The organism is Streptomyces sp. NPDC003379 (genome assembly GCF_053589195.1).
The window spans coordinates 58,155-84,825 of sequence record NZ_JBSFRK010000022.1 but is presented as its reverse complement, the minus strand read 5'-3'; the positions used below and the strand labels follow the sequence as shown (position 1 = coordinate 84,825).

General features: G+C 71.1%; 23 protein-coding genes. 13 read left to right on the top strand and 10 right to left on the bottom strand.

The features are described from left to right. Nucleotides 1-72: 72 nt before the first annotated feature. On the top strand, nucleotides 73-504 hold the full coding sequence (locus tag ACWDVB_RS22685; protein WP_451516843.1) for a PPOX class F420-dependent oxidoreductase: 432 nt from the start codon (nucleotides 73-75) through the stop codon (nucleotides 502-504). 174 nt (nucleotides 505-678) lie between these two features. Further along, on the top strand, nucleotides 679-1,098 hold the full coding sequence (locus ACWDVB_RS22680) for a CBS domain-containing protein (RefSeq protein WP_451516844.1): 420 nt from the start codon (nucleotides 679-681) through the stop codon (nucleotides 1,096-1,098). A 13-nt stretch (nucleotides 1,099-1,111) separates the two neighbouring features. Here the strand turns inward: ACWDVB_RS22680 and ACWDVB_RS22675 are convergent, their stop codons facing one another. Beyond that, a complete protein-coding gene (locus ACWDVB_RS22675) occupies nucleotides 1,112-2,293 on the bottom strand; it encodes a magnesium and cobalt transport protein CorA (protein WP_451516845.1) in 1,182 nt (393 codons plus the stop codon). Between the two features lie 147 nt (nucleotides 2,294-2,440). On the opposite strand from ACWDVB_RS22675, the gene ACWDVB_RS22670 reads away from it, so the two are divergent. Next, complete coding sequence (locus tag ACWDVB_RS22670; RefSeq protein ID WP_451516846.1) at nucleotides 2,441-3,271, top strand: methyltransferase domain-containing protein; 831 nt, start codon at nucleotides 2,441-2,443, stop codon at nucleotides 3,269-3,271. A gap of 539 nt (nucleotides 3,272-3,810) precedes the next feature. On the opposite strand, the gene ACWDVB_RS22665 is transcribed toward ACWDVB_RS22670, so the two are convergent. Then, nucleotides 3,811-4,755, bottom strand: coding sequence for a carbohydrate kinase family protein (locus ACWDVB_RS22665; protein ID WP_451516847.1), 945 nt, complete (start codon nucleotides 4,753-4,755; stop codon nucleotides 3,811-3,813). Continuing rightward, the gene (locus tag ACWDVB_RS22660) at nucleotides 4,752-5,657 is read right to left on the bottom strand and encodes a pseudouridine-5'-phosphate glycosidase (RefSeq protein WP_451516848.1); all 906 of its coding nucleotides are present in this window, start codon (nucleotides 5,655-5,657) and stop codon (nucleotides 4,752-4,754) included. The genes ACWDVB_RS22665 and ACWDVB_RS22660 overlap by 4 nt, the downstream gene beginning before the upstream one ends. A gap of 139 nt (nucleotides 5,658-5,796) precedes the next feature. On the opposite strand from ACWDVB_RS22660, the gene ACWDVB_RS22655 reads away from it, so the two are divergent. Next, nucleotides 5,797-6,162 carry a cupin domain-containing protein gene (locus ACWDVB_RS22655; protein WP_451516849.1) on the top strand — a complete coding sequence of 122 codons (366 nt, stop codon included), beginning with the start codon at nucleotides 5,797-5,799 and terminating at the stop codon, nucleotides 6,160-6,162. Nucleotides 6,163-6,226: 64 nt separating this feature from the next. On the opposite strand, the gene ACWDVB_RS22650 is transcribed toward ACWDVB_RS22655, so the two are convergent. The 3 genes from ACWDVB_RS22650 to ACWDVB_RS22640 all read right to left on the bottom strand — a co-directional run bounded on the left by ACWDVB_RS22650 (nucleotide 6,227) and on the right by ACWDVB_RS22640 (nucleotide 9,075). Beyond that, nucleotides 6,227-7,501 (bottom strand): MFS transporter, encoded by a 1,275-nt coding sequence (locus ACWDVB_RS22650; protein WP_451516850.1) that lies wholly within the window; start codon nucleotides 7,499-7,501, stop codon nucleotides 6,227-6,229. Nucleotides 7,502-7,580: 79 nt separating this feature from the next. After that, nucleotides 7,581-8,126: a methylated-DNA--[protein]-cysteine S-methyltransferase gene (locus tag ACWDVB_RS22645; RefSeq protein ID WP_451516851.1), complete on the bottom strand. Its 546-nt coding sequence runs from the start codon at nucleotides 8,124-8,126 to the stop codon at nucleotides 7,581-7,583. A 52-nt stretch (nucleotides 8,127-8,178) separates the two neighbouring features. After that, a complete protein-coding gene (locus tag ACWDVB_RS22640) occupies nucleotides 8,179-9,075 on the bottom strand; it encodes a glycerophosphodiester phosphodiesterase family protein (RefSeq protein WP_451516852.1) in 897 nt (298 codons plus the stop codon). A 274-nt stretch (nucleotides 9,076-9,349) separates the two neighbouring features. Between ACWDVB_RS22640 and ACWDVB_RS22635 the strand changes: the two genes are divergently transcribed. The 6 genes from ACWDVB_RS22635 (at nucleotide 9,350) to ACWDVB_RS22610 (ending at nucleotide 17,759) form a co-directional block, all read left to right on the top strand. Further along, complete coding sequence (locus tag ACWDVB_RS22635; RefSeq protein WP_451516853.1) at nucleotides 9,350-10,225, top strand: MHYT domain-containing protein; 876 nt, start codon at nucleotides 9,350-9,352, stop codon at nucleotides 10,223-10,225. 62 nt (nucleotides 10,226-10,287) lie between these two features. Further along, nucleotides 10,288-12,438: an excinuclease ABC subunit UvrB gene (gene uvrB / locus ACWDVB_RS22630; protein ID WP_451516854.1), complete on the top strand. Its 2,151-nt coding sequence runs from the start codon at nucleotides 10,288-10,290 to the stop codon at nucleotides 12,436-12,438. Between the two features lie 155 nt (nucleotides 12,439-12,593). Further along, the gene (locus tag ACWDVB_RS22625; RefSeq protein WP_451516855.1) at nucleotides 12,594-13,172 is read left to right on the top strand and encodes a TerD family protein; all 579 of its coding nucleotides are present in this window, start codon (nucleotides 12,594-12,596) and stop codon (nucleotides 13,170-13,172) included. Between the two features lie 34 nt (nucleotides 13,173-13,206). Beyond that, nucleotides 13,207-15,234, top strand: a complete 2,028-nt coding sequence (locus ACWDVB_RS22620; RefSeq protein ID WP_451516856.1) for a TerD family protein — start codon at nucleotides 13,207-13,209, stop codon at nucleotides 15,232-15,234. Nucleotides 15,235-15,580: 346 nt separating this feature from the next. After that, nucleotides 15,581-16,585, top strand: a complete 1,005-nt coding sequence (locus tag ACWDVB_RS22615) for a TerC family protein (protein WP_451516857.1) — start codon at nucleotides 15,581-15,583, stop codon at nucleotides 16,583-16,585. A gap of 73 nt (nucleotides 16,586-16,658) precedes the next feature. Continuing rightward, complete coding sequence (locus ACWDVB_RS22610; RefSeq protein WP_451516858.1) at nucleotides 16,659-17,759, top strand: calcium:proton antiporter; 1,101 nt, start codon at nucleotides 16,659-16,661, stop codon at nucleotides 17,757-17,759. 6 nt (nucleotides 17,760-17,765) lie between these two features. On the opposite strand, the gene ACWDVB_RS22605 is transcribed toward ACWDVB_RS22610, so the two are convergent. Together ACWDVB_RS22605 and ACWDVB_RS22600 are read right to left on the bottom strand one after the other, a co-directional pair. Beyond that, a complete protein-coding gene (locus ACWDVB_RS22605) occupies nucleotides 17,766-19,055 on the bottom strand; it encodes an MFS transporter (RefSeq protein ID WP_451516859.1) in 1,290 nt (429 codons plus the stop codon). A gap of 62 nt (nucleotides 19,056-19,117) precedes the next feature. Further along, a complete protein-coding gene (locus tag ACWDVB_RS22600) occupies nucleotides 19,118-20,167 on the bottom strand; it encodes a S66 family peptidase (RefSeq protein ID WP_451516860.1) in 1,050 nt (349 codons plus the stop codon). Nucleotides 20,168-20,242: 75 nt separating this feature from the next. Here ACWDVB_RS22600 and aroQ point away from each other — a divergent pair, with 75 nt between their 5' ends. Next, entirely contained in the window at nucleotides 20,243-20,722 is a 480-nt protein-coding gene (gene aroQ / locus ACWDVB_RS22595; protein ID WP_451516861.1) for a type II 3-dehydroquinate dehydratase, read from the top strand. Nucleotides 20,723-20,756: 34 nt separating this feature from the next. On the opposite strand, the gene ACWDVB_RS22590 is transcribed toward aroQ, so the two are convergent. Both ACWDVB_RS22590 and ACWDVB_RS22585 read right to left on the bottom strand, forming a co-directional pair. Further along, nucleotides 20,757-21,413, bottom strand: coding sequence for an MBL fold metallo-hydrolase (locus ACWDVB_RS22590; RefSeq protein ID WP_451516862.1), 657 nt, complete (start codon nucleotides 21,411-21,413; stop codon nucleotides 20,757-20,759). 10 nt (nucleotides 21,414-21,423) lie between these two features. Then, nucleotides 21,424-22,107, bottom strand: a complete 684-nt coding sequence (locus ACWDVB_RS22585) for a maleylpyruvate isomerase family mycothiol-dependent enzyme (protein WP_451516863.1) — start codon at nucleotides 22,105-22,107, stop codon at nucleotides 21,424-21,426. A gap of 226 nt (nucleotides 22,108-22,333) precedes the next feature. Between ACWDVB_RS22585 and uvrA the strand changes: the two genes are divergently transcribed. Together uvrA and ACWDVB_RS22575 are read left to right on the top strand one after the other, a co-directional pair. Continuing rightward, nucleotides 22,334-25,393, top strand: a complete 3,060-nt coding sequence (gene uvrA, locus ACWDVB_RS22580) for an excinuclease ABC subunit UvrA (RefSeq protein ID WP_451516864.1) — start codon at nucleotides 22,334-22,336, stop codon at nucleotides 25,391-25,393. A 138-nt stretch (nucleotides 25,394-25,531) separates the two neighbouring features. After that, the gene (locus ACWDVB_RS22575; protein ID WP_451516865.1) at nucleotides 25,532-26,302 is read left to right on the top strand and encodes a crotonase/enoyl-CoA hydratase family protein; all 771 of its coding nucleotides are present in this window, start codon (nucleotides 25,532-25,534) and stop codon (nucleotides 26,300-26,302) included. The last annotated feature ends 369 nt before the right edge of the window (nucleotides 26,303-26,671 follow it).

Sequence of the window (26,671 nt, the reverse complement as noted above, 5' to 3'; positions counted from 1 at the left end):
CTCCGGGGCGGGTTCCGATTACTTCCGCGAAAGCCCTATCTATATGCACGTGCATATAGATAGGCTGCGACCATGACTTCGAACGATACGAACGCGAACACGAACGCGAGCCCCGTCGTCCTCGGCGAATCCGTCCGCACCCTCCTCGACGGCAAGAACTTCGCCAGCGTCGCCACCCTGGGCCCCGGCGGCGCCCCGCAGAACTCGGTGGTGTGGATCCAACGGGACGGCGACGCCATCCTCTTCTCCGCCACCGCGGGACGCCAGAAGGTCCGCAACCTCGAACGCGACCCACGGATCAGCCTCTCGGTCTACGACCTCACGAACCCGTACTCCTCGGCCGAGATCCGGGGCACCGCCGAGATCCTGCCGGACGAGGGCAAGCGGCTGCCGTACGAGCTCTCGCACAAGTACCTGGGCATCGACCCGCCGGCGGAGAAGGACGACGAGATTCGCGTCATCGTCCGCGTCACCCCGCGCAAGGTCATCACGTTCGCGCCCTGAGGCACTCGGTGCTCCGTGCTCCGTGCCCGGTGCTCCGTGCCCCGTGCTCGACGCTCGGTGCTCACGACGCCCGGCTCCGGATGCGGCTCGTCGGGGGCGCCAGGAGAATGGGGGCGCCGGGACCAGCGGCGCGCTCGCGCCGCTCCGGACACTGCCCGGCAACGGGAGGTACCGATGACCACCGCCGGAGACATCATGCACCCGGGGGCCCAGTGGATCCCCAGGCACGAGACCCTGGACCGCGCCGCCCAGTTGATGCGCGAGCTCGACGTGGGCGCGCTGCCCATCGGCGACGAGAGCGAACGGCTCTGCGGCATCCTCACCGACCGCGACATCGTGGTCGGCTGTGTGGCCATGGGGCACGATCCGTCACAGGTCACCGCGGGCGACCTGGCGAAGGGCACGCCGCGCTGGATCGACTCGGGCGCCGATGTCGACGAGGTCCTGCGGGAGATGCAGGGCCACCAGATCCGCCGCCTGCCGGTGATCGAGAACAAACGGCTCGTCGGCATGATCAGCGAGGCCGACCTGGCCAAGCACCTCTCCGACGACCAGCTCGCGGGCTGGGTCGAGAGCGTGTACGCCCAGGGGTAGCCCCGCCCCGGTATCACAGCCAGCCGCTCCTCCTGAACCCGCGGTACAGCGTGAAACAGACCGCCGCGACGAAGCTCATGATCAGCGGGTACCCGAACCGCCAGTGCAGTTCGGGCATGTGATCGAAGTTCATGCCGTACATACCGCAGACCATCGTCGGCACCGCGATGACCGCCGCCCAGGCGGTGATCTTCCGCATGTCCTCGTTCTGCGCGACCGTCACCTGTGCGAGGTGCGCCTGGAGAATCGAGTTCAGCAGCTCGTCGAAGGCGGCGATCTGCTCGGTGACCCGCTTCAAGTGGTCGTCGACGTCCCGGAAGTACGCCTGTATCTCCGGGGCGATGACCCGCATCGGCTGGGTGGCGAGCACCTGGAGCGGGCGGCCCAGCGGCACCACCGCCCGCTTCAGCTCCAGCAGTTCACGCTTGAGCTGGTAGATGCGGCCGGGGTCGAGCCGCTCGCCGTCCGGCGCGAAGACGGCCGTCTCTACCTGGTCTATGTCCGACTGCACAGCGTCCGTCGCCGCGAGGTAGTCGTCCACGACATGGTCGGCGAGCGCGTGCAGTACGGCGGCCGGTCCTTGGGCCAGCTGCTCGGGCGACGCCTCCAGCTCCTCGCGCAGCGGGCCGAGCGAGCCGTGCCGGCCGTGGCGGACCGTGATGACGAAGTCCCGGCCCACGAAGGCCATGATCTCGCCGGTGTCCACCACCTCACTGGTCGAGGTCAGTTCCGTGTGCTCCACGTAGCAGACGGTCTTGAACACGGCGAACAGCGTGTGGTCGTACCGCTCCACCTTCGGGCGCTGATGCGCGTGCACCGCGTCCTCCACGGCGAGCGGGTGCAGGTCGAAGAGGTCGGCGATGCCGGCGAACTCCTGCTCCGTCGGTTCGTGCAGACCCAGCCAGACGAAGCCGTCGTCCGTCTTGCGGATGCGCTCCACCGCCTCCACCAGGTCGCGGCCGGGGGGCTGGCGCACCCCCTCGCGGTACGTCACGCAGTTCACCACCGACGAGCCCAGCGGGGAGCGGGCCGGGTGGCTCAGGTCGACGCGGGCGCCGCGGCGGCCCAGGCGGGCCACTTTCCGCAGGCTTCCGACCTTCCGCAGGCTTCCGACCTTGCCCAGGCCTCCGACCTTGCCCAGGCCTCCGACCTTGCCCAGGCCTCCGACTTTTCGCAGGTTGCCTGCCATCGACATGTGGGGCTCCTCGCGCTGATGACGTGACGTGTCAGTCTGCCAGGACGGTCGCGAACTCCGCTGAGGCCTGTGGGAACGGAGCATTCCGCTCCGAAATGACCGGTTCTGCCTCCCGGGAGCAAGCGGGACAACTGGGATGATCCTGGCATGACGCGAATCGACGGCCACCTTCTCGACCCTCGGCAGCTCCCCGACCCCCGTCAGCTCTCCGACGCCCGGCAGGCCCAGGACAAGCAGCGCTTCGCCGCCTATGCCGCCCTCTTCGACCCCACGACCTTCGGACACATCGAGCGCCTCGGCATCGGCCCCGGCTGGCGCTGCTGGGAGGTGGGGGCGGGCGGCACCTCCGTGATCTCCTGGCTCGCCAAGCGGGTCGGCCCCACCGGCAGGGTCCTGGCGACGGACATCGACACGTCCTGGCAGACGCGGGCCGCGCGCTCGCCCCTCGAAGTGCGCACGCACGACGTCGCCGCCGACCCGCCGCCCATCGAGGGGTTCGACCTCGTGCACGCGCGGCTCGTCCTGGCCGACGTCGCGGACCAGGAGGGGGCCTTGAAGTCGATGCTCAGGGCGCTGCGGCCCGGCGGCAGGCTCCTGATCGAGGAGGCCGACCCCGCGCTCCAGCCGCTGGCCTGCCCCGACGAGTACGGTCCGGCGCAGGAGTTGGCCAACCGGCTCCGCCGCGCCGTGCGCACGCTGCTCGCGGAACGCGGCGCCGACCTCGCGTACGGCCGCCGCCTGCCCCGCCTGCTGCGCGAGGCGGGCCTGCGCCACGTGGAGTCCGACGCGTACTTTCCCCTGGCCTCACCCGCCTGCGCGGCCCTGGAGACCACGACCCTCCAACAACTCCGCCAGGATCTGATCGCAGCGGGCCTCACCACCCCCGACGACCTCGACAACCACCTGTCGAACATCGCCACACCCTCCATGGACGTGGCGACCTCCCCCCTGATCTCGACCTGGGGAAGAAAGCAGTAACCCTCCACAAGAACCGTTCCCCGCACCCCCGGCAGGGGCGCGGGGAACGTCGCGCTCAGCCCAAGAGAACCGGCACTGTGAAGACGGGGCCAGCCCCCCGGCAGGGGCGCGGGGAACGGCGCGCTCAGCCCAAGAGGACCGTCACTGTGAAGACGGGGCCAGCCCCCTCGGCAGGGGCGCGGGGAACGGCGCGCTCAGCCCAAGGCGACCGTCACTGTGAAGACGGGGCCAGCCCCCCGGCAGGGGCGCGGGGAACGGCGCGCTCAGCCCAAGGCGACCGTCCTGTGAAGACGGGGCCAGCCCCCTCGGCAGGGGCGCGGGGAACGGCGCGACCAGCCCAAGAGGACCGTCACTGTGAAGACGGGGCCAGCCCCCCGGCAGGGCGCACGCGGGGAACTGCGCGACGAGCCCAAGACGACCGGCACTTCAAACACGGGACCAGGCCCCCCGGAGGGCCCGCGGGGAACGGCGCGATCAGCCGCCCCCACAACCCGCAGCCCAAAGCAGGCCGCCACCCTCCGCCCCGCCCCGCCCCGCCCCTACCCAGAACCACACCCCCGCACCCCGCCCGGCGGCCGACCCCCCACCCGCCCCACAGCCACACCCCCCGCCCGACACCCCTCCTTCGCCGCCCCCAAGAGCCCCGCCCCCGCCAGCCGCGAGGCAAGAAACGCACCGGTGAACGCGTCACCCGCCCCCGTGGTGTCCCGCACCCCCGCCCGCACCGCGGAAACCCGCCCCAGCACCTCACCACCCCGAGCCACCACCGCCCCGCTCACCCCCGAGGTGACCGCCACCACGGAGAAGCGGCGGCTCAGCTCCACCGAGGCGGCCTCCGCCCCGGACACCCCCGCGAGCAACTCCGCCTCCCCCCTGCTGGGCAACAGCACCGCCACTCCCTCCACCGCCGCGAGAAACCGCTCCACACCCACCTCCTTGAGGAACCCCTCCGACGCCGGATCGACACTCACCGGCACACCACGCGCGCGTGCCGCAGCCATCGCGGCGCCGGCCGCCGCCCGGCTCGGCGCGGCGAAGAAGAGGTAGCCGGACAGATGCAGCCAGGCCACACCGTCGAGCAGCGCGGGCGACCAGTCGGCGGAAGAGAGCCGCAGCGAGGCCCCGCTGTCCGTGAGGAACGTCCGCTCGGCCCCCGCACCCCCGTCCACCAGACAGATCACCGTCCCGGTCGGCACCTCGGGGTCGACGACGAGCCGCGGCCGCACCCCCGCGCGCGTGAGCGCCGCCTCGTGCCACGCCGCGGAGTCGGCGCCGACCCGCCCCAGGAGGCGTACGTCGGGGCACCCCCAATACGCGGCCCAGCACGCCACGTTGGCCCCGGCGCCTCCCGGCACGGCGCGGATGGCCGCGGCCGTGTCGGTGCCCGGCGCGAGCGGCGTACGGTGCCGCGCGACGATGTCCGTGACGACGTCCCCGACGACGAGCAGCCCCCCGGCCGGGCGCGGAGCCGGCCGCACCGTCACTGCCCGGCCCACGCGGCCGCGACCCGCCCCGCGAGCCGTACGTTGCCGCGCACCGCCGCGAGGTTGGCCTCCAAAGAAGCCCCTGCGGTGCGCCGCATCAGCTCGTCGAGCAGGAACGGCGTGATCGCCTGCCCCGTGACGCCCCGCTCCTCGCACGCCCGGAGCGCTTCGTCCAGCACGCGCGCGTGGAGCGCGGGATCGAGCTGCTCCGCCTCCGGCACCGGATTCGCCACGATCAGCGCCGCGTCGGGCCCGCCGAGCGCGTCCTGCGCCCGCATCACCCCGGCGACCTCCCCGGGCGTACGCAGCGTCCAGTCCACGCCGTGACCGGAGTCGGCGAGGTAGAAGCCGGGGAAACGGTCCGTCCGGTACCCCGCGACCGCGACCCCCAGCGTCTCCAGGCGCTCCAACGTCGCCGCCACGTCCAGGATCGACTTCACGCCCGCGCACACCACCGTGATCCTGGTGCGGGCGAGCAGCCCCAGATCGGCCGACTCGTCCTGCGTCTGCGTCCACTCCCGATGTACGCCGCCGAGCCCGCCCGTGGCGAACACCCGTACCCCGGCGCGCGCGGCCAGCAGCGCCGTCGCCGACACCGTGGTCGCCCCGCTGATGCCCGCCGCGACGGCGAGCGGCAGATCGCGGTGGCCCAGCTTGCGGATGCCCTCCTCGTTGGCGACCCGCTCCAACTGACCCATGTCCAGGCCCACAAGGGGGCGCCCGTCCAGGACCGCGATCGTCGCGGGGACAGCGCCCTCATCACGTACGACCGCTTCGAGCTCCTTCGCCACCTGGAGGTTGCGCGGCCGCGGCAGGCCGTGCGCGATGATCGTGGACTCCAGGGCCACCACGGGGCGCCGCTGCGCGACAGCCGTCCGTACCTCGTCGGACACCACCAGCACGGGCCTGCCTCCTGCCTGTCGGGTCTCCCCTCATCCCTGGCGGGCGGCGCACCCCGCCAAACCCTTCCGGCGCGCCTGAGGCTGACCTCGGCGGGGGTCCGCGCGGGCTCCGTACGACCCCCGGCTAGGGTGACCGGCCATGACCACGAATGATCAAGCTGTCGCGTCTTTCGCCGTGCACATTCCGGATGTCGAGCTGGAGGCCGAGCCGCTGGACCCGGAGCAGATCGTCTCCGGCGACCCGGTGGTGACGGGCAAGGTGCTGTGGGAGTCCGCCGACGGCAAGCAGCTGCGCGGCATCTGGCAGATCACGCCGGGCGTGGTCACCGACACCGAGGCCAATGAGCTGTTCGTGGTCGTCAGCGGCCGCGCCACCGTCGAGGTCGAGGGCGGCGACACGCTGGAGATCGGCCCCGGCGACGCGGCCGTGCTGCGCGAGGGCGACCGCACGACGTGGACGGTGCACGAGACGCTGCGCAAGGCGTACCACATCACGCTGCCCTGACCGCCCTGACCGCCCTGAGACCTGATCGCCCTCCCTGAGATCTGAGCGCCCCGAGAGCGGAGAGTCAGGCCTTGGAGTCAGGCTTTTTGAGCGCCCTGCGCACGGCGAGCGCGGCCATCGGCAGCAGGACGCAGACCCCGACGAGGTTGAGCCAGCCGTAGCTCGCCCGCGCGACGATCAGGCCCGCGACCGCGCCGCCGATGCCCGCCGCCGCGTTCATCGTCAGGTCCGAAAGGCCCTGCACGGCGGCCCGGGCGGGCTGCGGCACCGAGTCGGTGAGCAGCGCCGAGCCGGAGACCAGGCCGGCGGACCAGCCGAGGCCCAGCAGGAAGAGCCCGGCGGCGGTCTGGCCGTGGCTGGGTCCCGCCGTGCCGGCGAGCAGCGCGGCGCAGCACAGCAGCCCCACCGCCAGGCCGATCACGGAGAGGCGGCCGAACCGGTCGGCGAGCCAGCCCATCACCGGTGAGAACGCGTACATGCCCGCGATGTGGCCGCTGATGACCAGGCCGACCAGCTGCAGGCTCGCACCGTGGTGCCCCAGGTCGACCGGGGTCATCACCATGATCGAGACCATCACCGTGTGCGACGCGGCCACCGTCACCAGCGCGAGGCGGGCCATCGGCGAGGCGGCCACCGCGGCGACACCGGCCTTCAGCGAGCGGCTCTGAGCGGTCCCGCTGTCCTGCGGGGCCAGCGCGCGGGAGGTGAGCAGCGGGTCTGGCCGCAGCAGCACCGCCACCACCAGCGCGGCGACCGCGAAGATCCCGGCGGCGAAGAGGAACGGGCCGGCCTCCTCGGGAATGGAGGTGCCGGTGAAGATCCGGCTCGCGGGCGCGGAGATGTTCGGTCCGAGCACGGAGCCGATCGTGGTGGCCCAGATGACGTGCGAGATGGCCCGGCCGCGCCGGTCGGGCTCGGCGAGGTCGGCCGCGGCGAACCGCGCCTGCAGCGTGGCCAGCGAGCCCGCCCCGAAGGCCGCCATGCCGAGCAGCAGCAGGGCGAAGCTCTCGACGACCGAGGCGAGCACGACGAGCCCCGCGCCCAGCGCGCCGATCACATACGCGAGGACGAGCCCGGCACGCCGTCCGCGCGAGTTCATCAGCGCGGCGAGCGGCAGCGAGAGCAGGGCCGTACCCGCCACGGAAGCGGTCGGGGCGAGGCCGGACAGTGCCTCCGTCCCGCTCACATCGGTGGCCAGCATCGGGGCCAGGGCGATGCCGATCGGCACCCCGAGCCCGCCCAGTATCTGACTGGCGATCAGTACCGCGTTCGTACGGCGGCGGAGGGCGGGCAGCGCCTCCGGCCCTGGTATGTCAGGGGCGTCGAGGGTCGAAGTCACTGACGCAGTGTGCCAGGGCGTTCGCGTGCACGAAACAGGGTCGCTACGGGGGGACGGTGCCGGGAGCCGAGCTGTGGCGTCAGAACAGCGGCCGGGGCAGCACCCCCTCCAGCGCGAGCAGCAGCCGCTTGGTCTCCAGGCCCCCGCCGAAGCCGCCGATGCCTCCGTCGCTCTCCACCACGCGGTGGCACGGCACCACGACCGGCAGTGGATTGGCGCCCATCGCGATGCCGACGGCCTGGGCGGCGCCCGGCCGGCCGACGCGGCGGGCCAGGTCGCCGTAGCCCACCACCGCGCCGTACGGCACGCCGGAGGCGAGCTCGCGCAGCGCCTGGCGGTTGAAGCCGGATATCAGCGACCAGTCCAGCGGCAGCTCGAAGTCGCGCCGCTCGCCCGAGAAGTAGGCCGCGAGCTGCCGTATCGGCTCGGCGAGCAGCGGCGAGTCCGGGGCCCGGAGCGGCTCGGCGCCCAGCCGGGAGCCGAGCCGCTCCAGAGTCCTGTCCCGCACGTCGTCCGTGGCGTGGAAGGCCACGGTGACGAGCCCCTCGCCGGTCGCGGCGAGAAGCAGGGGGCCGATGTCGCTGCCGACGACGGTCCACACGGCCTGACGCTGGTCCTGGTCCATGCCGACCACCGTACGACCGCCCACTGACAACGCGGCCCGCCGGCGGTGTGCGTCAGTCGTCCCGCAGCGCCTCGCGCACGACGTCGGGCGTGTTGGTGATGATCCCGTCCACGCCGAAGCTCGCCGCGCGCACCGCGTTCGCGGCGTCGTTGATGGTCCAGGTGAAGATCTCCAGGGGCTTGCCGTGCGGGCCCTTGAGCGCGTGGATCGCGGAGACGTAACCGGCCGATATGGAGGTGTGCGTCGAGTTGATCTGGTCGGAGAACTTGGCGTACGCGGGCAGGTCGGCGACCGCGGGGGTGCCGAGGAAGCCCGTCTTCACATCGGGCCGCAGCGCGTGCACGGTCTTCACACTGTCGGCGCTGAAGCTCTGGATGACCAGCTTGCTCTTGACGTGGTGCTTGTCGAGCCAGCCCGTCTCGCGGAGCACACGCAGGCCCTGCTTCTCGATGCCCGGGTAGAGCTCGGGCTTCTTGAACTCGAAGACGAGCTTCTGGTGGTTGTGCGAGACCCGGCGCATGTACTGCTTCAGGGTCGGCACGCGCTGGCCCGCGTACTTCGGGCTGAACCAGCTGCCCGCGTCGAGCTTCGCGATCTCCGCCGCCGTGAAGTCGGCGACCTTCCACGGGGCACGGCCGGGGAAGACCTCCTCGACGTTCGTCGTCCGCTTCAGGTTGTCGTCGTGCATGATCACGAGCTCGCCGTCCTTGGTGCGCTGGACGTCGTTCTCGACCCAGCGGAACCCCATGTCGCGGGCCTTGTCGATGGCCGCGAAGGTGTTCTCCGGGGCATAGGCGGAGGCGCCGCGGTGGGCGACGACCAGCGGTCTGTCGTGCTCACCGGTGCGCGTCGCCGCGGGCGTCTGCGCGGAGGCGGTGGCGGAGGGGAGGACGAGTGCCCCGGCCCCCAGGAGGGCGGCGGTGGCGGCAGCGGCAGCGCGTGCGTACACGGGTACTCCTCGCGTCGTGAGATCGCGGACCGGTCGAGAGTGACAGTCCACGGCCAACGAGAAACAGGTGCAGGATGGCCACAGGTTGAACGGAGTCACCAAAGTCGAGGACCCCGCGCGCGGGAAACGCGATTCTTTGCCGGAAAATCGTTCGGACGTCCCGGCGTGAGCTTTACTCTCTGCCTCAGCCGGCGGTCTTTCAGATGGCCGACGGTAGGGGGCAAATACGGCGTTTTAGAGCGTTTGGGCACAACAGGCGGAAGGGCTACCGCGCATGCAGGGCACGGTCGACGGGTTCACCTACGGAGTCGTCACACCGGTGGTGGCCTACGTCATGGCCTGCCTCGGAGGAGCGCTCGGACTGCGCTGCACGACCAGATCGCTGCTCGTCGCGCACTCCTGGCGGCCCGGCTGGCTCGCGCTCGGCTCGGCCGCGATCGGCTCCGGGATATGGACCATGCACTTCGTGGCGATGATGGGCTTCACCGTCGAAGAGGCGCCCATCCACTACGACAAGGCGCTGACCTTCGCCAGCCTCGCCGTCGCCATCGTCATGGTCGGCGTCGGCATCTTCATCGTCGGCTACCGCGGCGCGACCGGCACGGCCCTGTTCACCGGCGGGACGATCATGGGCCTCGGCGTGGCATCGATGCACTACCTGGGAATGGCCGGTATGCGTCTGCGCGGGACGCTGGAGTACAACACGCTCACCGTCGCCGCGTCCGTGGTGATCGCCATGGTCGCCGCCACCGCCGCGCTCTGGGCGGCCGCGCAGGTGCGGGGCTTCCTGTGGAGCCTGGGCGCGAGCCTCGTCATGGGCCTGGCCGTCAGCGGCATGCACTACACCGGGATGGCGGCCCTCAGCGTCCATCTGCACGGCTCGGACGCCGCGCCGCCCGGCGACTCGTCCGCCGAGATCCTCGCGCCGATGATGATCGGGCCGCTCGCCTTCCTGCTCCTCGCGGGCGTGATCGTGATGTTCGACCCGCTGATGGTGATGGGCGGCCACCGGACAAACACCAGGAGCGGCGCGAGGGGCGGGCGCCCCGGCCGGCCCTACCCCGTCCCGCGCTCGGGCGACCGGCACGTCCCGGGGCCCCGCCGCGGCTCCGGTCGGCGGCCCGGCTCGCGCACCCCGCAGAACCGGTGATGTAGCGCTGCCCGGCGGCCGATCCGGCCCGGTTGTCAGTGCGGGGTCGTACGGTGGATTCCATGCGGCCCGTATCCAAGATCGAACGCACGGTGGCACCTTTCGAGGTCGTCAGTCCGTACCAGCCCAGTGGCGACCAGCCGGCGGCCATCGCCGAGCTGGAGCGACGCATCCGCGCAGGTGAGAAGGATGTCGTCCTCCTCGGCGCGACCGGCACCGGCAAGTCGGCCACCACCGCGTGGATGATCGAGAAGCTCCAGCGCCCCACGCTCGTGATGGCGCCGAACAAAACGCTGGCCGCCCAGCTGGCGAACGAATTCCGCGAGCTGCTGCCGAACAACGCGGTGGAGTACTTCGTCTCGTACTACGACTACTACCAGCCCGAGGCGTACGTCCCGCAGTCGGACACCTACATCGAGAAGGACTCCTCGATCAACGAGGAGGTGGAGCGCCTGCGCCACTCCGCGACGAACTCGCTGCTGACCCGCCGCGACGTGATCGTGGTCGCCTCCGTCTCCTGCATCTACGGCCTCGGCACCCCGCAGGAGTACGTGGACCGGATGGTCTCGCTCAAGATCGGCGACGAGATCGACCGCGACCAGCTGCTGCGCCGCTTCGTCGACATCCAGTACACGCGCAACGACCTGGCGTTCACCCGCGGCACCTTCCGCGTCCGCGGCGACACCATCGAGATCTTCCCGGTCTACGAGGAGCTGGCCGTCCGCATCGAGATGTTCGGCGACGAGATCGAGGCGCTCTCCACCCTCCACCCGCTCACCGGCGAGGTCATCAGCGACGACGACCACCTGTACGTCTTCCCGGCCTCGCACTACGTAGCGGGCCCGGAGCGCCTGGAGAAGGCGGTCAACGGCATCGAGAAGGAGCTCGCCGACCGCCTCGCCGAGATGGAGAAGCAGGGCAAGATGCTGGAGGCCCAGCGCCTGCGCATGCGCACCACGTACGACCTGGAGATGCTCCGCCAGATCGGCTCCTGCTCCGGCGTCGAGAACTACTCGATGCACTTCGACGACCGCGCCCCCGGCACCGCCCCCAACACCCTCCTCGACTACTTCCCCGAGGACTTCCTCCTCGTCCTGGACGAGTCGCACGTCACGGTCCCGCAGATCGGCGCGATGTACGAGGGCGACGCCTCCCGCAAGCGCACCCTCGTCGACCACGGCTTCCGGCTGCCGTCCGCGCTGGACAACCGCCCCCTGAAGTGGGAGGAGTTCCTGGGCCGCATCGACCAGACGGTCTACCTCTCGGCGACCCCGGGGAAGTACGAGCTCTCGCGCGGCGACGGCTTCGTCGAACAGATCATCCGCCCCACCGGCCTCATCGACCCCGAGGTCGTCGTCAAGCCCACCGAGGGGCAGATCGACGACCTGGTGCACGAGATCCGCACGCGCACCGAGAAGGACGAGCGCGTCCTGGTCACCACGCTCACCAAGAAGATGGCCGAGGACCTCACCGACTACTTCCTCGAACTGGGCATCCAGGTCCGCTACCTCCACAGCGACGTCGACACCCTGCGCCGCGTCGAGCTGCTGCGCGAGCTGCGCGCCGGTGAGTACGACGTCCTGGTCGGCATCAACCTCCTGCGTGAGGGCCTCGACCTGCCCGAGGTCTCCCTGGTGGCGATCCTCGACGCCGACAAGGAGGGCTTCCTGCGCTCGGGGACCTCCCTGATCCAGACCATCGGCCGCGCGGCGCGCAACGTCTCCGGTCAGGTCCATATGTACGCCGACAAGATCACCCCGGCGATGGAGAAGGCCATCGACGAGACCAACCGCCGCCGGGAGAAGCAGATCGCGTACAACAAGGAGCGGGGCATCGACCCGCAGCCGCTGCGCAAGAAGATCAACGACATCGTGTCGGCGATCGCGCGCGAAGAGGTCGACACCGAACAGCTCCTCGGATCCGACTACCGCAAGCCGAAGGCCGGCAAGGGCGCCAAGGCGCCGGTGCCCTCGCTCGGCGGCGAGACGGCCAAGGCCGGCAAGGCGGCCACCTCCGCCAAGGGCAAGAAGGGCGGGCAGACCGTCCCGACCGACCGCCCCGCGGCCGAGCTGGCCGAGCAGATCGAGGAGATGACCGCGCGCATGCGCGCGGCCGCCGCCGACCTGCAGTTCGAGATCGCCGCGCGGCTGCGCGACGAGGTGTCGGAGATGAAGAAGGAGCTGCGGCAGATGAAGGAGGCGGGCCAGGCCTAGAAGCACGCCCGGGGCAGGGGAAACGGCGTACTGGCCGGTCTGTTGCAGGACCGCCACAATGTGCGGCCCGCGGTGCGGCCGGGCGAGCCGCACTGCATAGGGTGCTGGGCAACCGCAAGAGGCGGTTGCCCAGGTAGTTCGAGAGGGGACAGCGCGTGACGGTCAACATGACCAAGGGTCAGGCCATCAACCTGCAGAAGGACGACGGGGGCGCCCTGTCCGCGGTGCGCATGGGACTCGGATGGCAGGCGGCCCCGCGCCGCGGTCTGTTCGGCACCCGCACCCGCGAGGTCGACCTGGACGCCTCGGCGGTCCTGTTCGCGGACAAGCAGCCGGTGGACGTCGTCTTCTTCCGCCACCTCGTCAGCGACGACGGCTCCGTGCGGCACACCGGTGACAACCTCGTCGGCGGTGTCGGCCAGGGCGGGGACGACGAGGCGATCCTCGTCGACCTGCAGCGGATCCCCGTCCACATCGACCAGATCGTCTTCACGGTGAACTCCTTCACCGGCCAGACCTTCCAGGAGGTGCAGAACGCGTTCTGCCGCCTGGTCGACGAGACCAACGGCCAGGAGCTCGCGCGCTACACCCTCGACGGCGGCGGCCAGTACACCGCCCAGATCATGGCGAAGGTCCACCGCGCGGGCGCGGGCTGGCAGATGACGGCCATCGGCAACCCCGCCAACGGCCGCACCTTCCAGGACCTGATGCCGTCGATCCTGCCGCACCTGTAAGCACCATCCGTACGTACGAGGGGGAACGAACGCGATGACGGCCGAGCTGGTGCGGGGGCAGAACCATCCGCTGCCCGGGACCCGCCTGGAGATCCGCGTCTCGGCCGGCCGACCGATCGTGGCGGGGGCCACGCTCGGCGACGACCAGGGCAAGGTCCGCGGCGTGGAATGGGTTGCCCACCCCGGCTCGCCCACCCTGCCGGGCCTCGAAGTCTCCAAGCAGGCGGCGGCCGACCACCGCCTCGCCGTGGACCTCGGCGCCCTGCCGGCCACCGTCCACCGGGTCAACGTCCTGCTGGCGCTGCCCGGCGGCGTGGCGGGCCCTGCGAGCTTCCGCGCCCTGGCCGCTCCCTTCGTCGCGGTCACCGGGCTCGACGGCACCGAAGTCGCCAGCTACACCATCACCGACCTCGACGCCGAGTCCGCCGTCGTCGCCCTGGAGCTCTACCGCCGCCAGGGCGCCTGGAAGGTCCGCGCCGTCGGCCAGGGGTACGCGGGCGGCCTCGCCGAGATGCTCGCCGACCAGGGCCTCCCCGAGGCCCGCGAACTGGCGGGCGCCATCAACGACGCCGTGGCCCTGGGCCTGGCCCGCTCCGTGGCCACGCCGCCACCCCGCTCCTCCGACGCCCCCCGACCACGCACAGCACCGCGGGCCACGCCAACCCCACCCCACCCCCAGACACCGGCGTCCCAGGGGCAGCCGCCCGTGCCCCAGGGCCAGCGCACGTCGACCCAAGGCCAGCCGTTGCCGACCCAAGGCCAACCCGTCTCACCCGCGCGACAGCCGGGCGGCGGCGGCGCCTCCGGCGGACCGGCGAGCGGTCCCGCCGGCCCGCCGAGCGGTCCCGTCGACTACACCCACCCGGGACGACAGGCCGCCGCGCCCCCGTCGTCGGCACCGTCCGCCGCGCCCCCGGCCCGGCCCGGGGAGTCCGCGCAGCCCGTCGCGGGTGATGCCACCGGCTGGTCCATGGAGGAGCGGCTCTACAACCAGGTGTGGGGCATGTTCGAAGACCTGGCCCGCGCCACGGCCGCGTACCGAAGCGCCGTCGACTTCGCCGACTCCCGCATGGAGCAGGAGCTCGACAAGGTCCTCGACGACCCGCGCAGCCGCATCGGCGGCGCCGGTGACGCCGCCCGTGAGCGCGCCCGCGCCAAACACAGCGACCTCGTCGGCCAGGCCAGGGCGGCCCTCGACCGCGACCTCGCGCAGCTCGCCGCCGAGGCCGACGTCGTCGAGCCCGCCCTGCCCCCGGCGTACGCGGCATGGAGCAACCCCGTCTGGCACGCCTACCGGGCGCCCATGGAGATCCCGATGGCCCTGCGCCTCGGCGACCTCCACCTCCCCGAGCGCACCGACCTGCGGATCCCCATGCTCGTCCGGCTGCCGCTGGAGCGCGGCCTGTGGATCGACAGCGGCAAGGCCCTCACCAACCACTTCACCGACTCCGCCGAGCTGCGCCGCCTCGCCGTGGACACCGCGGTCGCCCACGCGGCCCGGCTGCTCGCGGCCTATCCGGCGGGCGAGTTCCAGGTGCACGTCATCGACGCGGCGGGCGCCGCCGCGTCCGCGTTCGCGCCGCTCGTGTCGGCCGGTGTCCTCGCCGGACCCCCGGCCTCCGGCGCGGCCGGTGTCTCCGCGGTCCTCGCCGCGCTCACCCAGCGCGTCGACCTGGTCCAGATGGCGATCCGCGGCGGCGCCGCCGACGCGCTCCCCCCGGACCTGGACACCGCCGAGCAGCTCCTGATCGTCAACGACTTCCCGCACGGCTTCGACGACCGGGCCGTGACCCAGCTGCGCTACCTCGCGGACGAGGGCCCGGCCGTCGGCGTCCACCTCATGATGGTCGCCGACCGCGAGGACGCCGCCGAGTACGGCCCGCTGCTCGACCCCCTATGGCGCGCGCTCCTGCGCCTGACCCCGGTCCCGGACGACCACCTCGCCGACCCGTGGGTCGGTCACACCTGGACGTACGACCCGCCGGTCTTCCCGCCGGGCAGCCAGGTCCTGCGGGAGGTCCTGGACCGGGTCGCCGCGGCCCGCCGCACCGGCGGCCGCTGAGGGTCCCGCGTCGGGGGTAGAAAGAACGCTGGAGCGGTGGAACGCCAGAGCGGTGGAGCGGTGGAGCGGACGGTTGAAGTGGGCAGCTGAAGCCGACGGGAAAGCGGCTTTGGTCGCCTCCCGAGCTGGGCTCTTGGGTTTTATTTGCCATCGCCTTTACCAACCCTTGGTGTTTCACGTACTCTTCTGTCAGCGGAGGGGAGTACTCCCGGCTGCGACGTACCCGTCAATACGGACCGCCATCGGTCCCGGGGCGTCGGCCCGACTCACGGCGGTGACGCCTCGGGTGGAAGAGACCTCCGGCAGCGACGACGCTGATCAGTAGCCGTACGACGCCGGAGGCGCAGTGGACGTTTCAATGATGCTGTGGGTAACGACCGTTCTAGGTCTGTGTGCCCTGATCGCGATCGACTTCTTCATCGGGCGCAAGCCCCATGACGTGTCGATCAAGGAAGCCGGAATATGGACGGTCGTCTGGATCGTCCTCGCGGCGCTCTTCGGCGTCGGCCTGCTGGTCGCGGGTGAGAGCCAGGCGTCCGGCGAGTTCTTCGCGGGCTTCATCACCGAGAAGTCGCTCTCCGTCGACAACCTCTTCGTCTTCATCCTGATCATGGCGAAGTTCTCGGTGCCGTCCCATCTCCAGCAGCGTGTCCTGCTGTTCGGTGTGCTGATAGCCCTGGTCCTGCGCGCGATCTTCATCGCCGCCGGCGCCGCGGTCATCGCCAACTTCTCCTGGGTCTTCTACATCTTCGGCGCGTTCCTGATCTACACCGCCTGGAAGCTCATCCAGGAGGCGCGTGCCGACGAGGACGAAGAGGACTGGGAGGAGAACCGCCTCCTGAAGTCCGTCGAGAAGAAGTTCGGCGTCTCCGACCGGTACGAGGGCACGAAGCTCTTCATCCGGAAGAACGGCAAGAAGATCATGACGCCCCTCATGGTCGTCATGCTCGCCATCGGCACCACCGACGTGCTCTTCGCGATGGACTCCATCCCGGCGATCTTCGGCCTCACCCAGGACCCGTACATCGTCTTCACCGCCAACGCCTTCGCCCTGATGGGTCTGCGCCAGCTGTACTTCCTCATCGGCGGACTGCTCAGGAAGCTGGTCCACCTCAGCTACGGCCTGTCGGTGATCCTCGGCTTCATCGGCGTGAAGCTCGTCCTGCACGCCCTGCACGAGTCCGGGGTGCATGTCCCCGAGATCTCCATCCCCCTCTCGCTCTCCGTAATCTGTGGTGTCCTGGTGATCACTACGATCACCAGCCTCATCGCCTCCAAGAAGCAGGCGCAGAAGGCGGCGGCCGAGGCCGCTGCCGCGGGGGAGACCTCCAAGGACAGCATCGAGGCCTGACCGCCTCCTAGCCGCCTCCTCAGCGGGGCGGCACCGAGTAGCGACACCTGAGCGCCCGGGGCAGCATCGAGTCATGGTCACTCGGCTCCGGGCGCTCGGCATGCAGTGGACGACCGTGGTCCCGATCCTCGCGGTCGTCCTCCTCGCCCTCACCTGGGGGCGCGACCTGCCGGGCGTGGTCGTCGCCGTGGTGACACTGGTCCTCGCGGGAGCGGTGCTCGCAGCCGTCCACCACGCCGAGGTGATCGCGCACCGCGTCGGAGAGCCCTTCGGCTCACTCGTCCTCGCCATCGCGGTGACGATCATCGAGGTGGCGTTGATCGTCACCCTCATGGCCGACGGCGGCGACAAGAGCTCCACGCTCGCGCGCGACACCGTCTTCGCCGCCGTGATGATCACCTGCAACGGCATCGTGGGGCTCTGCCTCCTGATCGGCGCCCTGCGCCACCGCGTCGCCGTCTTCAACCCCGAGGGCACCGGCGCCGCCCTCGCGACCGTCGCCACCCTGGCCACCCTCTGCCTGGTCCTGCCGACGTTCACCACCACCAGGCGGGGCCCGGAGTTCTCCCCCAGCCAGCTCACCTTCGCCGCCGTCGCCTCGCTCATCCTGTACGGCCTGTTCGTGACCACCCAGACCGTGCGGCACCGCGACTACTTCCTGCCCCTCACCAAACAGGGCCAGGTCATCGACGCCGACAGCCACGCCGAGGGCCCCTCCTCCCGGCAGGCACTGCTCAGCCTGGGCCTGCTCGCACTGGCCCTGATCGGCGTGGTCGGACTCGCCAAGGGCGTGTCACCGACGATCGAGACGGGCGTGGAGAACGCGGGCATGCCGCATGCCGTGGTCGGCGTCATCATCGCGCTGCTCGTGCTGCTCCCGGAGACGATCGCGGCCGTGCGCGCCACCCGCCGCGACCGCGTGCAGACCAGCCTGAACCTCGCCCTCGGCTCGGCGATGGCCAGCATCGGCCTCACCATCCCGGCCGTCGCTGTCGCCTCCGTCTGGCTGTCGGGGCCGCTCGTGCTCGGCCTGGGCGCGACCCACATGGTGCTGCTCGTCCTCACGGTGATCGTCGGCACGCTCACGGTCGTGCCGGGGCGCGCCACACCGCTCCAGGGCGGCGTCCACCTGGTGCTGTTCGCGGCATACCTGGAACTGGCGGTCACACCGTAGGCCGGGTCAGCCCGCGACCGGCGCCGCCACCTCGCGCACCGGCCGTGTCTCCGGGAGCAGCGCGAAGCACCCGAGGCTCAGCAGGGCGATGCACGACAGATACGCGGCCACGCCCCAGGGAGTGCCGTCCCCGCGCGCCACCGCCGTCGCCACGATGGGCGTGAGCGCGCCGCCGAGCACCCCGCCCAGGTTGTAGCCGACCGCGGCGCCCGTGCAGCGCACCCGTGGCTCGTACAGCTCGGGCAGATACGCGGCGATCACGGCGAACATCGTGATGAAGGCGAGCATCGCCACCAGGAAGCCGAGGAAGATCAGCAGTGGTTGCCCGGTCGAGAGCAGCGCGATCATCGGGAACATCCACAGCGCGGACGCGGCGCACCCGAGCAGACACAGCGGCCGCCGCCCGTACCGGTCGCCGAGCACGGCCACCACGGGCGTCAGGGCGCCCTGCACCACCACGGCCGCCATGATGCAGGCCAGCATGACGGTGCGGCTCACGCCGAGCCGCTCCACTCCGTAGGCGAGCGACCAGGTCGTCACCGCGTAGAAGACGGCGTACCCGACGGCGAGCGCGCCCGCCGTCAGGAGCACCAGGCGCCAGTGCCCGTGGACCACTTCGACGAGCGGCACGCGCGCGTGCTCGCGCACCCGCAGGAAGTCGGGGCTCTCCGCGAGCGAGGTGCGCAGCGCGAGCCCGGCCGCCGCGAGCACCCCCGCCGCCCAGAACGGCACCCGCCACCCCCAGGCCGCGAACTGCGCGTCGGAGAGGGTCACCGAGAGCACCAGCATGATGCCGTTGGCCAGCAGAAAGCCGACCGGGGGCCCGATCTGCGGAAAGCTCGCCCACAGCCCGCGCCGCTCGGCGGGCGCGTGCTCCGCCGTCAGCAGCACGGCGCCACCCCACTCGCCCCCGAGACCGAGCCCCTGCACGAAGCGCAGCACAAGGAGGAGCAGGGGAGCGGCGATCCCGATCGACTCGTACGTCGGTACGCAGCCGACGGCGACCGTGGCGAGGCCCGTGAGGAGCAGCGAACCGACGAGTACGGGCCGCCGCCCGCGCCGGTCCCCGATGTGCCCGAAGAGGACCGACCCCAACGGCCGCGCCACGAAGCCCACGCCGAAGGTCGCGAAGGCGGCGAGCGTGCCCGCCAGCGGGGAGAACGTCGGAAAGAACAACGGGCCCAGGACCAGCGCCGCAGCCGTCCCGTAGATGAAGAAGTCGTAGAACTCGATGGCGGTCCCGGCGAGCGAGGCCGCCGCGAGCCGCGGCAAGGAGGGTGGTTCAGTGGTGCGCATGCCGCGACAACTACCCAGAGTGACGACCGGTTACGGGGGGCGCACGGAGGTGATCGGGTCGCTCAGTACGTCACGGTGATGCGCCGCCCCGGCCCGTCGACCCGTACGGCGCCTCCGTAGGGCATCACCACCTGGGGGTCGGTGTGCCCGAGGTCCACGTCGAAGACCGCCATGGTGTCCGGGGCGTACGCGTCGAGCGCCCGCAGTACGGCTTCCCGCTGCTCACGCGCGTACGCGGCCTTCGCGTCCGCGTCGTGGGGGCGCGTGAAGGACCACGCCTTGGCGCGGCCCATCAGGAGGGCGGGGAAGCGGCGCAGCAGCCCGCGCTCACCCATGCTCCGCAGAATCCAGAACACGTCCTCTGCCCTCGGGAGGTCCTCCGAGGTCTCCAGGAACAGCACGCACCCGTCGTACACCGACAGGTCCCCCGCGATCTCACGGTCCGCCATCAGGAGCCACGAGAGGATCTCCAGGTTGCCGCCCCAGGAACGGCCCTCCACGACCCGCTCCGGCCGGTGCCAGCACCAGCCGCCGCCCGGCTCGGTCGGCGGCTCCTGCGCGAGCGTCGCGGGGTCCTCCCAGGGCAGGTCGACGTCGCGGTAGCGGTCGGCGGGGCGGAGTTCGTAGGGCCCCGAGGTGAAGAGCGCGGCGCGCAGCGACTCCTCGGTCAGGGGCGCCATCGCGCCGGGCCGGCCGAGCTCGCACATCACGGACGCGCCGTGGTAGCCGACGATGCCGCACTGCCAGAGACAGGCGAGCAGGTTGGTGTTGTCGCTCCAGCCGAAGAACGGCTTCGGGTGCGCGCGGATCAACTCCCGGTCCAGGTGTGGCAGTACGGTGATCTGGTCGTCGCCTCCGATGCTCGCGAAGACAGCCTTGATCGTCGGATCGGCGAACGCCGCGTGGATGTCGTCGGCCCGCTCCCGCGGTGTCGCGCCCATCTTCCGTGTCGAGGGGTACTCCACCGGTTCGAGTCCGAACTGCTTGCGGAGCCGTCCGAGGCCCAGCTCGTAGGGGAGCGGGAAGAGTTCCGGGAGACCGCTGGAGGGGGAGATCACGGCGATGCGGTCACCGGGTGAGGGCTTGGGCGGGTACAGCGGCTCGGCGATCATGCGGGGCAGCGTAGGGCCGTACTCCCCGGGGGCGCAGCGAGTTCCCGCGCGCGGGAGGCGTGATAGACCTCCTCCATGACCCTCAGTACCGGTACCCGTGGCCTCGCCACCGCCCCGATCATGATCCTGAACGGCCCGAACCTGAACCTCCTCGGGCAGCGCCAGCCCGAGATCTACGGCTCGGACACCCTCGCCGACGTCGAGGCCCTGTGCGCCGAGGCGGCGGCCGCGCACGGCGGGACGGTGGACCTGCGACAGAGCAACCACGAGGGCGAGTTGGTCGACTGGATCCACGAGGCGCGCGAGCACCACGCGGGCATCGTCATCAACCCGGCGGCCTACTCCCACACGTCCGTCGCGATCCTGGACGCCCTCAACACCTGTGACGGAATGCCCGTGGTGGAGGTGCACATCTCCAACATCCACCAGCGCGAGGCGTTCCGGCACCACAGCTACGTCTCGCAGCGCGCCGACGGTGTCATCGCGGGCTGCGGCGTCCAGGGGTACGCCTTCGCCGTGCAGCGGGTGGCGGCGCTGGTCGCCGCCGGGGCGTGACGCGTACCCCTCGGCCGACCCGCGCCGCCTGTGCTCACCAGCCTCGGGCGCGCCACTCCGGGAGGTGCGGCCGCTCGGCGCCCAGCGTCGTGTCGTCGCCGTGGCCGGGGTAGACCCACGTCTCGTCAGGGAGCGCCCCGAAGATCTTCGTCTCGACGTCGTCGATGAGGCTCGCGAAGGCCTTCGGGTCCTTCCAGGTGTTGCCGACGCCACCCGGGAAGAGGCAGTCGCCGGTGAACACGTGCGGATGGCCGTGCGGGTCGTCGTAGACGAGCGCGATGGAACCCGGCGTGTGGCCCACCAGGTGGCGGGCGGTCAGCTCGACCCGGCCGACGCGGATGGTGTCGCCGTCGTCGACCGGCACGTCCGTCGGCACCGGGATGCCCTCGACGTCCTCACGGCCCGCGTACGTCCGCGCGCGGGTCGCCTTGACGACGGATGCGAGCGCCTGCCAGTGGTCGCCGTGCTGGTGCGTGGTGACGACGGACGCGATGCCGTCGTCACCGATCAGCGTCAGCAGCGTCTCGGCGTCATTGGCCGCGTCGATCAGAAGCTGCTCGCCGGTGGCCCGGCACCGCAGCAGGTACGCGTTGTTGTCCATCGGGCCGACCGCGACCTTGGAAATCATCAGGTCCGGCAGCTCGTGCACATCCGCGCCCCCGCCGACCTTCACCGCTCCGCTGTACGTCATGGCCGTCACCCTATAGCGGGGGCAGGATCGGCAGGAGGCCCTCTTCGGCCTTCAGCGCCGAGCCGTCGCGGCGGCCGGAGAGCCAGCCGACCAGGTCCGGTGCGGGGCCGGAGACGGTGACCTCGGGCTCGCCCTCGCGGCCGGTGCTCCACGCGTGCCTGCCGTCCGTGATCCGAGTGGGCGGCACATCGGGGTTCCCGGAGAAGCGTGCGGCCAGGAAGGCGATCTCTCGCTGTACGAACTCCTCCGGCACGTCTTCCAGCTCGTAGCCGGTGCCGAGGTCGACGTGGTGCAGCTCGACCTCGACCCACCGCCGGAACGGCACCCTCGACGCGGAGTCGGTCACTCCATTGCGCATCGTGATGGTGCGGGACCAGTCGGCGGGCAGCGCGGCCTGAGCCTCGAAGCGGGCCATGCTCTCCCGGACGTCGTCGAGCTGCACGGCCAGGGGCCTCGGGGCGTCCCGCTCGATGTCGGCGTCCCGCGCCTCGGCGCTGACGTACATCGGGCGTCCGGCCAGGACGTTCACCAGCGCGTCCGCGTTCCGCGCGAGGTGGGCCAGGACATGACCACGGGTCCAGCCCGGCAGCCGTGACGGCTCGGCGGCGGAGTCGTCGTTCAGTTCCGCGGCTGCGCTGAGCAGCCGTTCGGTCGCGTCACGTACAGACGCCAGGTCGCGCACATGATCAATCATGTGTCCGACGATAGCTGCGTCACACGTTCGGGTGAAGGTGTCGAGGTCACCCCGTAAATCGAATGTGCGTGCTATATGGTCGGGAGTGGCATCGGGCATTCTTCACGGTCCGGATTTGTTCTGAAGGTGAACCAGGGAAGCAGCCCGGCGTTGTCAGTGGCTCGCCCTAGTCTGTGAAAGACGGGGTTTCGTCCCTGTCACTCTCTCTAGAAAGGTGCGGACCGGCGTGGCCGACCGTCTCATCGTCCGTGGCGCGCGCGAGCACAATCTCAAGAACGTCTCGCTCGACCTTCCGCGTGACTCCCTCATCGTGTTCACCGGACTCTCCGGGTCGGGCAAGTCCTCGCTCGCGTTCGACACGATCTTCGCCGAGGGCCAGCGACGGTACGTCGAGTCGCTGTCCTCGTACGCCCGGCAGTTCCTCGGCCAGATGGACAAGCCCGACGTCGACTTCATCGAAGGCCTCTCCCCGGCGGTCTCCATCGACCAGAAGTCGACCTCGCGCAACCCCCGCTCGACGGTCGGCACCATCACCGAGGTCTACGACTACCTGCGCCTGCTCTTCGCGCGCATCGGCAAGCCGCACTGTCCCGAGTGCGGCCGCCCCATCACCCGGCAGTCGCCGCAGGCCATCGTCGACAAGGTCCTGGAGCTGCCCGAGGGCAGCCGCTTCCAGGTCCTGTCCCCGCTGGTGCGCGAGCGCAAGGGCGAGTTCGTCGACCTCTTCGCCGACCTCCAGACGAAGGGCTACTCCCGCGCGCGGGTGGACGGCCAGACCATCCAGCTCTCCGAGCCGCCCACGCTCAAGAAGCAGGAGAAGCACACCATCGAGGTGGTCATCGACCGCCTCACGGTGAAGGAGTCCGCCAAGCGCCGCCTGACCGACTCCGTGGAGACCGCCCTCGGCCTCTCCGCGGGCATGGTCGTGCTCGACTTCGTCGACCTCCCCGAGGACGACCCCGAGCGCGAGCGCATGTACTCGGAGCACCTCTACTGCACGTACGACGACCTGTCCTTCGAGGAGCTGGAGCCGCGCTCCTTCTCCTTCAACTCGCCCTTCGGCGCCTGCCCCGACTGCTCGGGCATCGGTACGCGCATGGAGGTCGACCCCGAGCTGATCATCCCGGACGAGGACAAGTCGCTCGACGAGGGCGCCATCCACCCGTGGTCCCACGGCCACACCAAGGACTACTTCGCCCGGCTGGTGAACGCGCTCTCCGACGCCCTCGGCTTCTCCACCGACATGCCCTGGGCCGGCCTGCCGCAGCGCGCCAAGAAGGCCCTGCTGTACGGCCACAAGACGCAGATCGAGGTGCGCTACCGCAACAGGTACGGCCGCGAGCGGGTCTACACCACCGCCTTCGAAGGCGCCGTGCCCTTCGTCAAGCGCCGCCACAGCGAGGCCGAGAGCGACGCGAGCCGTGAGCGCTTCGAGGGCTACATGCGAGAGGTGCCCTGCCCCACCTGTGAGGGCACCCGCCTCAAGCCGATCGTCCTGGCCGTCACGGTCATGGGGAAGTCCATCGCCGAGGTCTCCGCGATGTCCATCAGCGACTGCGCGGACTTCCTCGCCGAGCTGAAACTGGGCGTCCGCGACAAGAAGATCGCCGAGCGGGTCCTCAAGGAGGTCAACGAGCGGTTGCGCTTCCTGGTCGACGTCGGCCTGGACTACCTCTCGCTGAACCGCGCCGCGGGCACCCTCTCCGGAGGCGAGGCCCAGCGCATCCGCCTGGCCACCCAGATCGGCTCCGGCCTCGTCGGCGTGCTCTACGTCCTGGACGAGCCCTCCATCGGCCTGCACCAGCGCGACAACCACCGGCTCATCGAGACCCTCGTACGCCTGCGCGACATGGGCAACACGCTCATCGTCGTCGAGCACGACGAGGACACGATCAAGGTCGCCGACTGGGTCGTCGACATCGGCCCCGGCGCGGGCGAGCACGGCGGCGAGGTCGTACACAGCGGCTCCATGAAGGAGCTGCTCGCCAACGACAAGTCGATCACCGGGCAGTACCTCTCGGGCAAGAGGGCCATCCCGATTCCGGACGTGCGCCGCCCCGTCGACCCCACCCGGCACCTCACGGTGCACGGGGCCCGTGAGAACAACCTCCGGGACATCGACGTCTCCTTCCCGCTCGGCGTCCTCACGGCCGTCACGGGCGTCTCGGGCTCCGGCAAGTCGACGCTGGTCAACGACATCCTCTACACGCACCTGGCCAGGGAGCTGAACGGCGCCCGGTCCGTCCCCGGCCGCCACACGCGCGTGGAGGGCGACGACCTCGTCGACAAGGTCGTGCACGTCGACCAGTCGCCCATCGGCCGCACCCCGCGGTCGAACCCGGCGACGTACACCGGCGTCTTCGACCACGTCCGCAAGCTCTTCGCGGAGACCACGGAGGCGAAGGTGCGGGGCTATCTCCCCGGACGCTTCTCCTTCAACGTCAAGGGCGGCCGCTGCGAGAACTGCTCCGGCGACGGCACCATCAAGATCGAGATGAACTTCCTGCCGGATGTGTACGTGCCCTGCGAGGTCTGCCACGGCGCGCGCTACAACCGCGAGACGCTGGACGTGCACTACAAGGGCAAGTCCATCGCCGAGGTCCTCGACATGCCGATCGAGGAGGGGCTCGCCTTCTTCGAGGCCGTGCCCGCCATCGCCCGCCACCTGAGGACGCTCAACGACGTCGGCCTCGGGTACGTCCGCCTCGGCCAGTCCGCGCCCACCCTCTCCGGAGGCGAGGCCCAGCGCGTGAAGCTGGCGTCCGAGCTCCAGAAGCGCTCCACGGGCCGGACGGTCTACGTCCTCGACGAGCCGACCACCGGCCTGCACTTCGAGGACATCAGCAAGCTGATCACGGTGCTGTCCGGCCTGGTCGACAAGGGCAACACGGTCATCGTCATCGAGCACAACCTCGATGTCATCAAGACCGCGGACTGGGTCGTCGACATGGGCCCCGAAGGGGGCAACGGCGGCGGCCTGGTCGTCGCCGAGGGCACGCCCGAGGAGGTCGCGGGGGTGCCGGCCAGCCACACCGGCAAGTTCCTCCGGGAGATCATCTCGGCGGACCGGATCAGCGACGCGCTGCCCTCGCAGGGGCGGGGCTCGGTGAAGAAGGCGCCGGCGAAGAAGGCGACCACGAAGAAGGCGACCACCAAGAAGGCGGTCGCCGCGAGCGCCACGGCGACGAAGAAGACGGCCACGGTCAGGACGAGCACCGCCGCCAAGAAGGCGGCCGCTCCCAAGAAGGCCGCCGCGAAGAAGACGACGCGGGCCCGCAAGGCCTGACCGGCGCCCGCGGAAGAGCCCCACCCCTCAAGCTCAGAGGGGTGGGGCTCTTCCGTAGGGCCGACCGGCCCGGCCAGCCCTACTGGTCCCGCATACGTCGTCTTGTCCGAAGTCCGAGCCCGTGGTCGGCTGGCCCCCATGTCCGTACGTACTGAACGCGAAGGCCCTGTCACCACCATCGTGCTGTCCCGCCCCGCCGCGCGGAACGCCGTCGACGGGCCGACCGCCCGCGCCCTCGCCGACGCCTTCCGCGCCTTCGACGCCGACCCCGAGGCAGCCGTCGCCGTCCTGTGGGGTGAGGGCGGCACGTTCTGCGCGGGCGCGGACCTCAAGGCCATCGGCACCGCCGACGGCAACGACGTGACGGAGGACGGGGCCGGTGACGGCCCCATGGGCCCGACCCGGATGCGCCTGTCCAAGCCGGTGATCGCGGCGATCTCCGGACACGCCGTCGCGGGCGGCCTCGAACTGGCCCTCTGGTGCGACCTGCGGGTCGCCGACGAGGACGCCGTCCTCGGCGTCTTCTGCCGCCGCTGGGGCGTCCCGCTCATCGACGGCGGGACCGTACGGCTGCCCCGCCTGATCGGTGAGGGCCGCGCCATGGACCTGATCCTGACGGGCCGCCCGGTGGACGCGGCGGAGGCGCTCGGCATGGGCCTGGTCAACCGCACGGTCCCCACGGGCACCTCGCGCACCACGGCCGAGCGCCTCGCCGCCGAGATCGCGGCGTTCCCGCAGACCTGCCTGCGGCACGACCGGCTCTCCGCCCTCGAACAGGTCGGCCTGTCGGAACAGGAGGCGCTGGCGGCGGAGCTGCGACACGGCCTGCACTCCTTGCCCGAGGCCTCCAAGGGCGCCGCCCGCTTCACCGCGGGCGCGGGGCGACATGGGGAGTTCACGGAGCGGTGAGCCGGTGTCGGGGCTGGCGGAACTCCGCCGCGTACGGAGGCTCCGCGCCCGCCCATGAGCCGATGGCCGCCGCCGCGTGCGGCGAACCGCAGTACGTCCGTCCAGCCGAGGGCGGCGCCCGCCGCGTATGAAGCTCCGCGCCCGGATGTGAACAGGTGACGGCCGTCGCGCGTGCCGCCAAGCGCAGTGGGTGCGCCCAGGTGCCCGTGTCCGGCGCGGAAAGGGGAGCCGGTGTCGGGGCTAGTGGAGCTCCGCCGCGTACGGAGGCTCCGCGCCCGCCGCGTATGAAGCTCCGCGCCCGGATGTGAACAGGTGACGGCCGTCGCGCGTGCCGCCAAGCGCAGTGGGTGCGCCCAGGTGCCCGTGTCC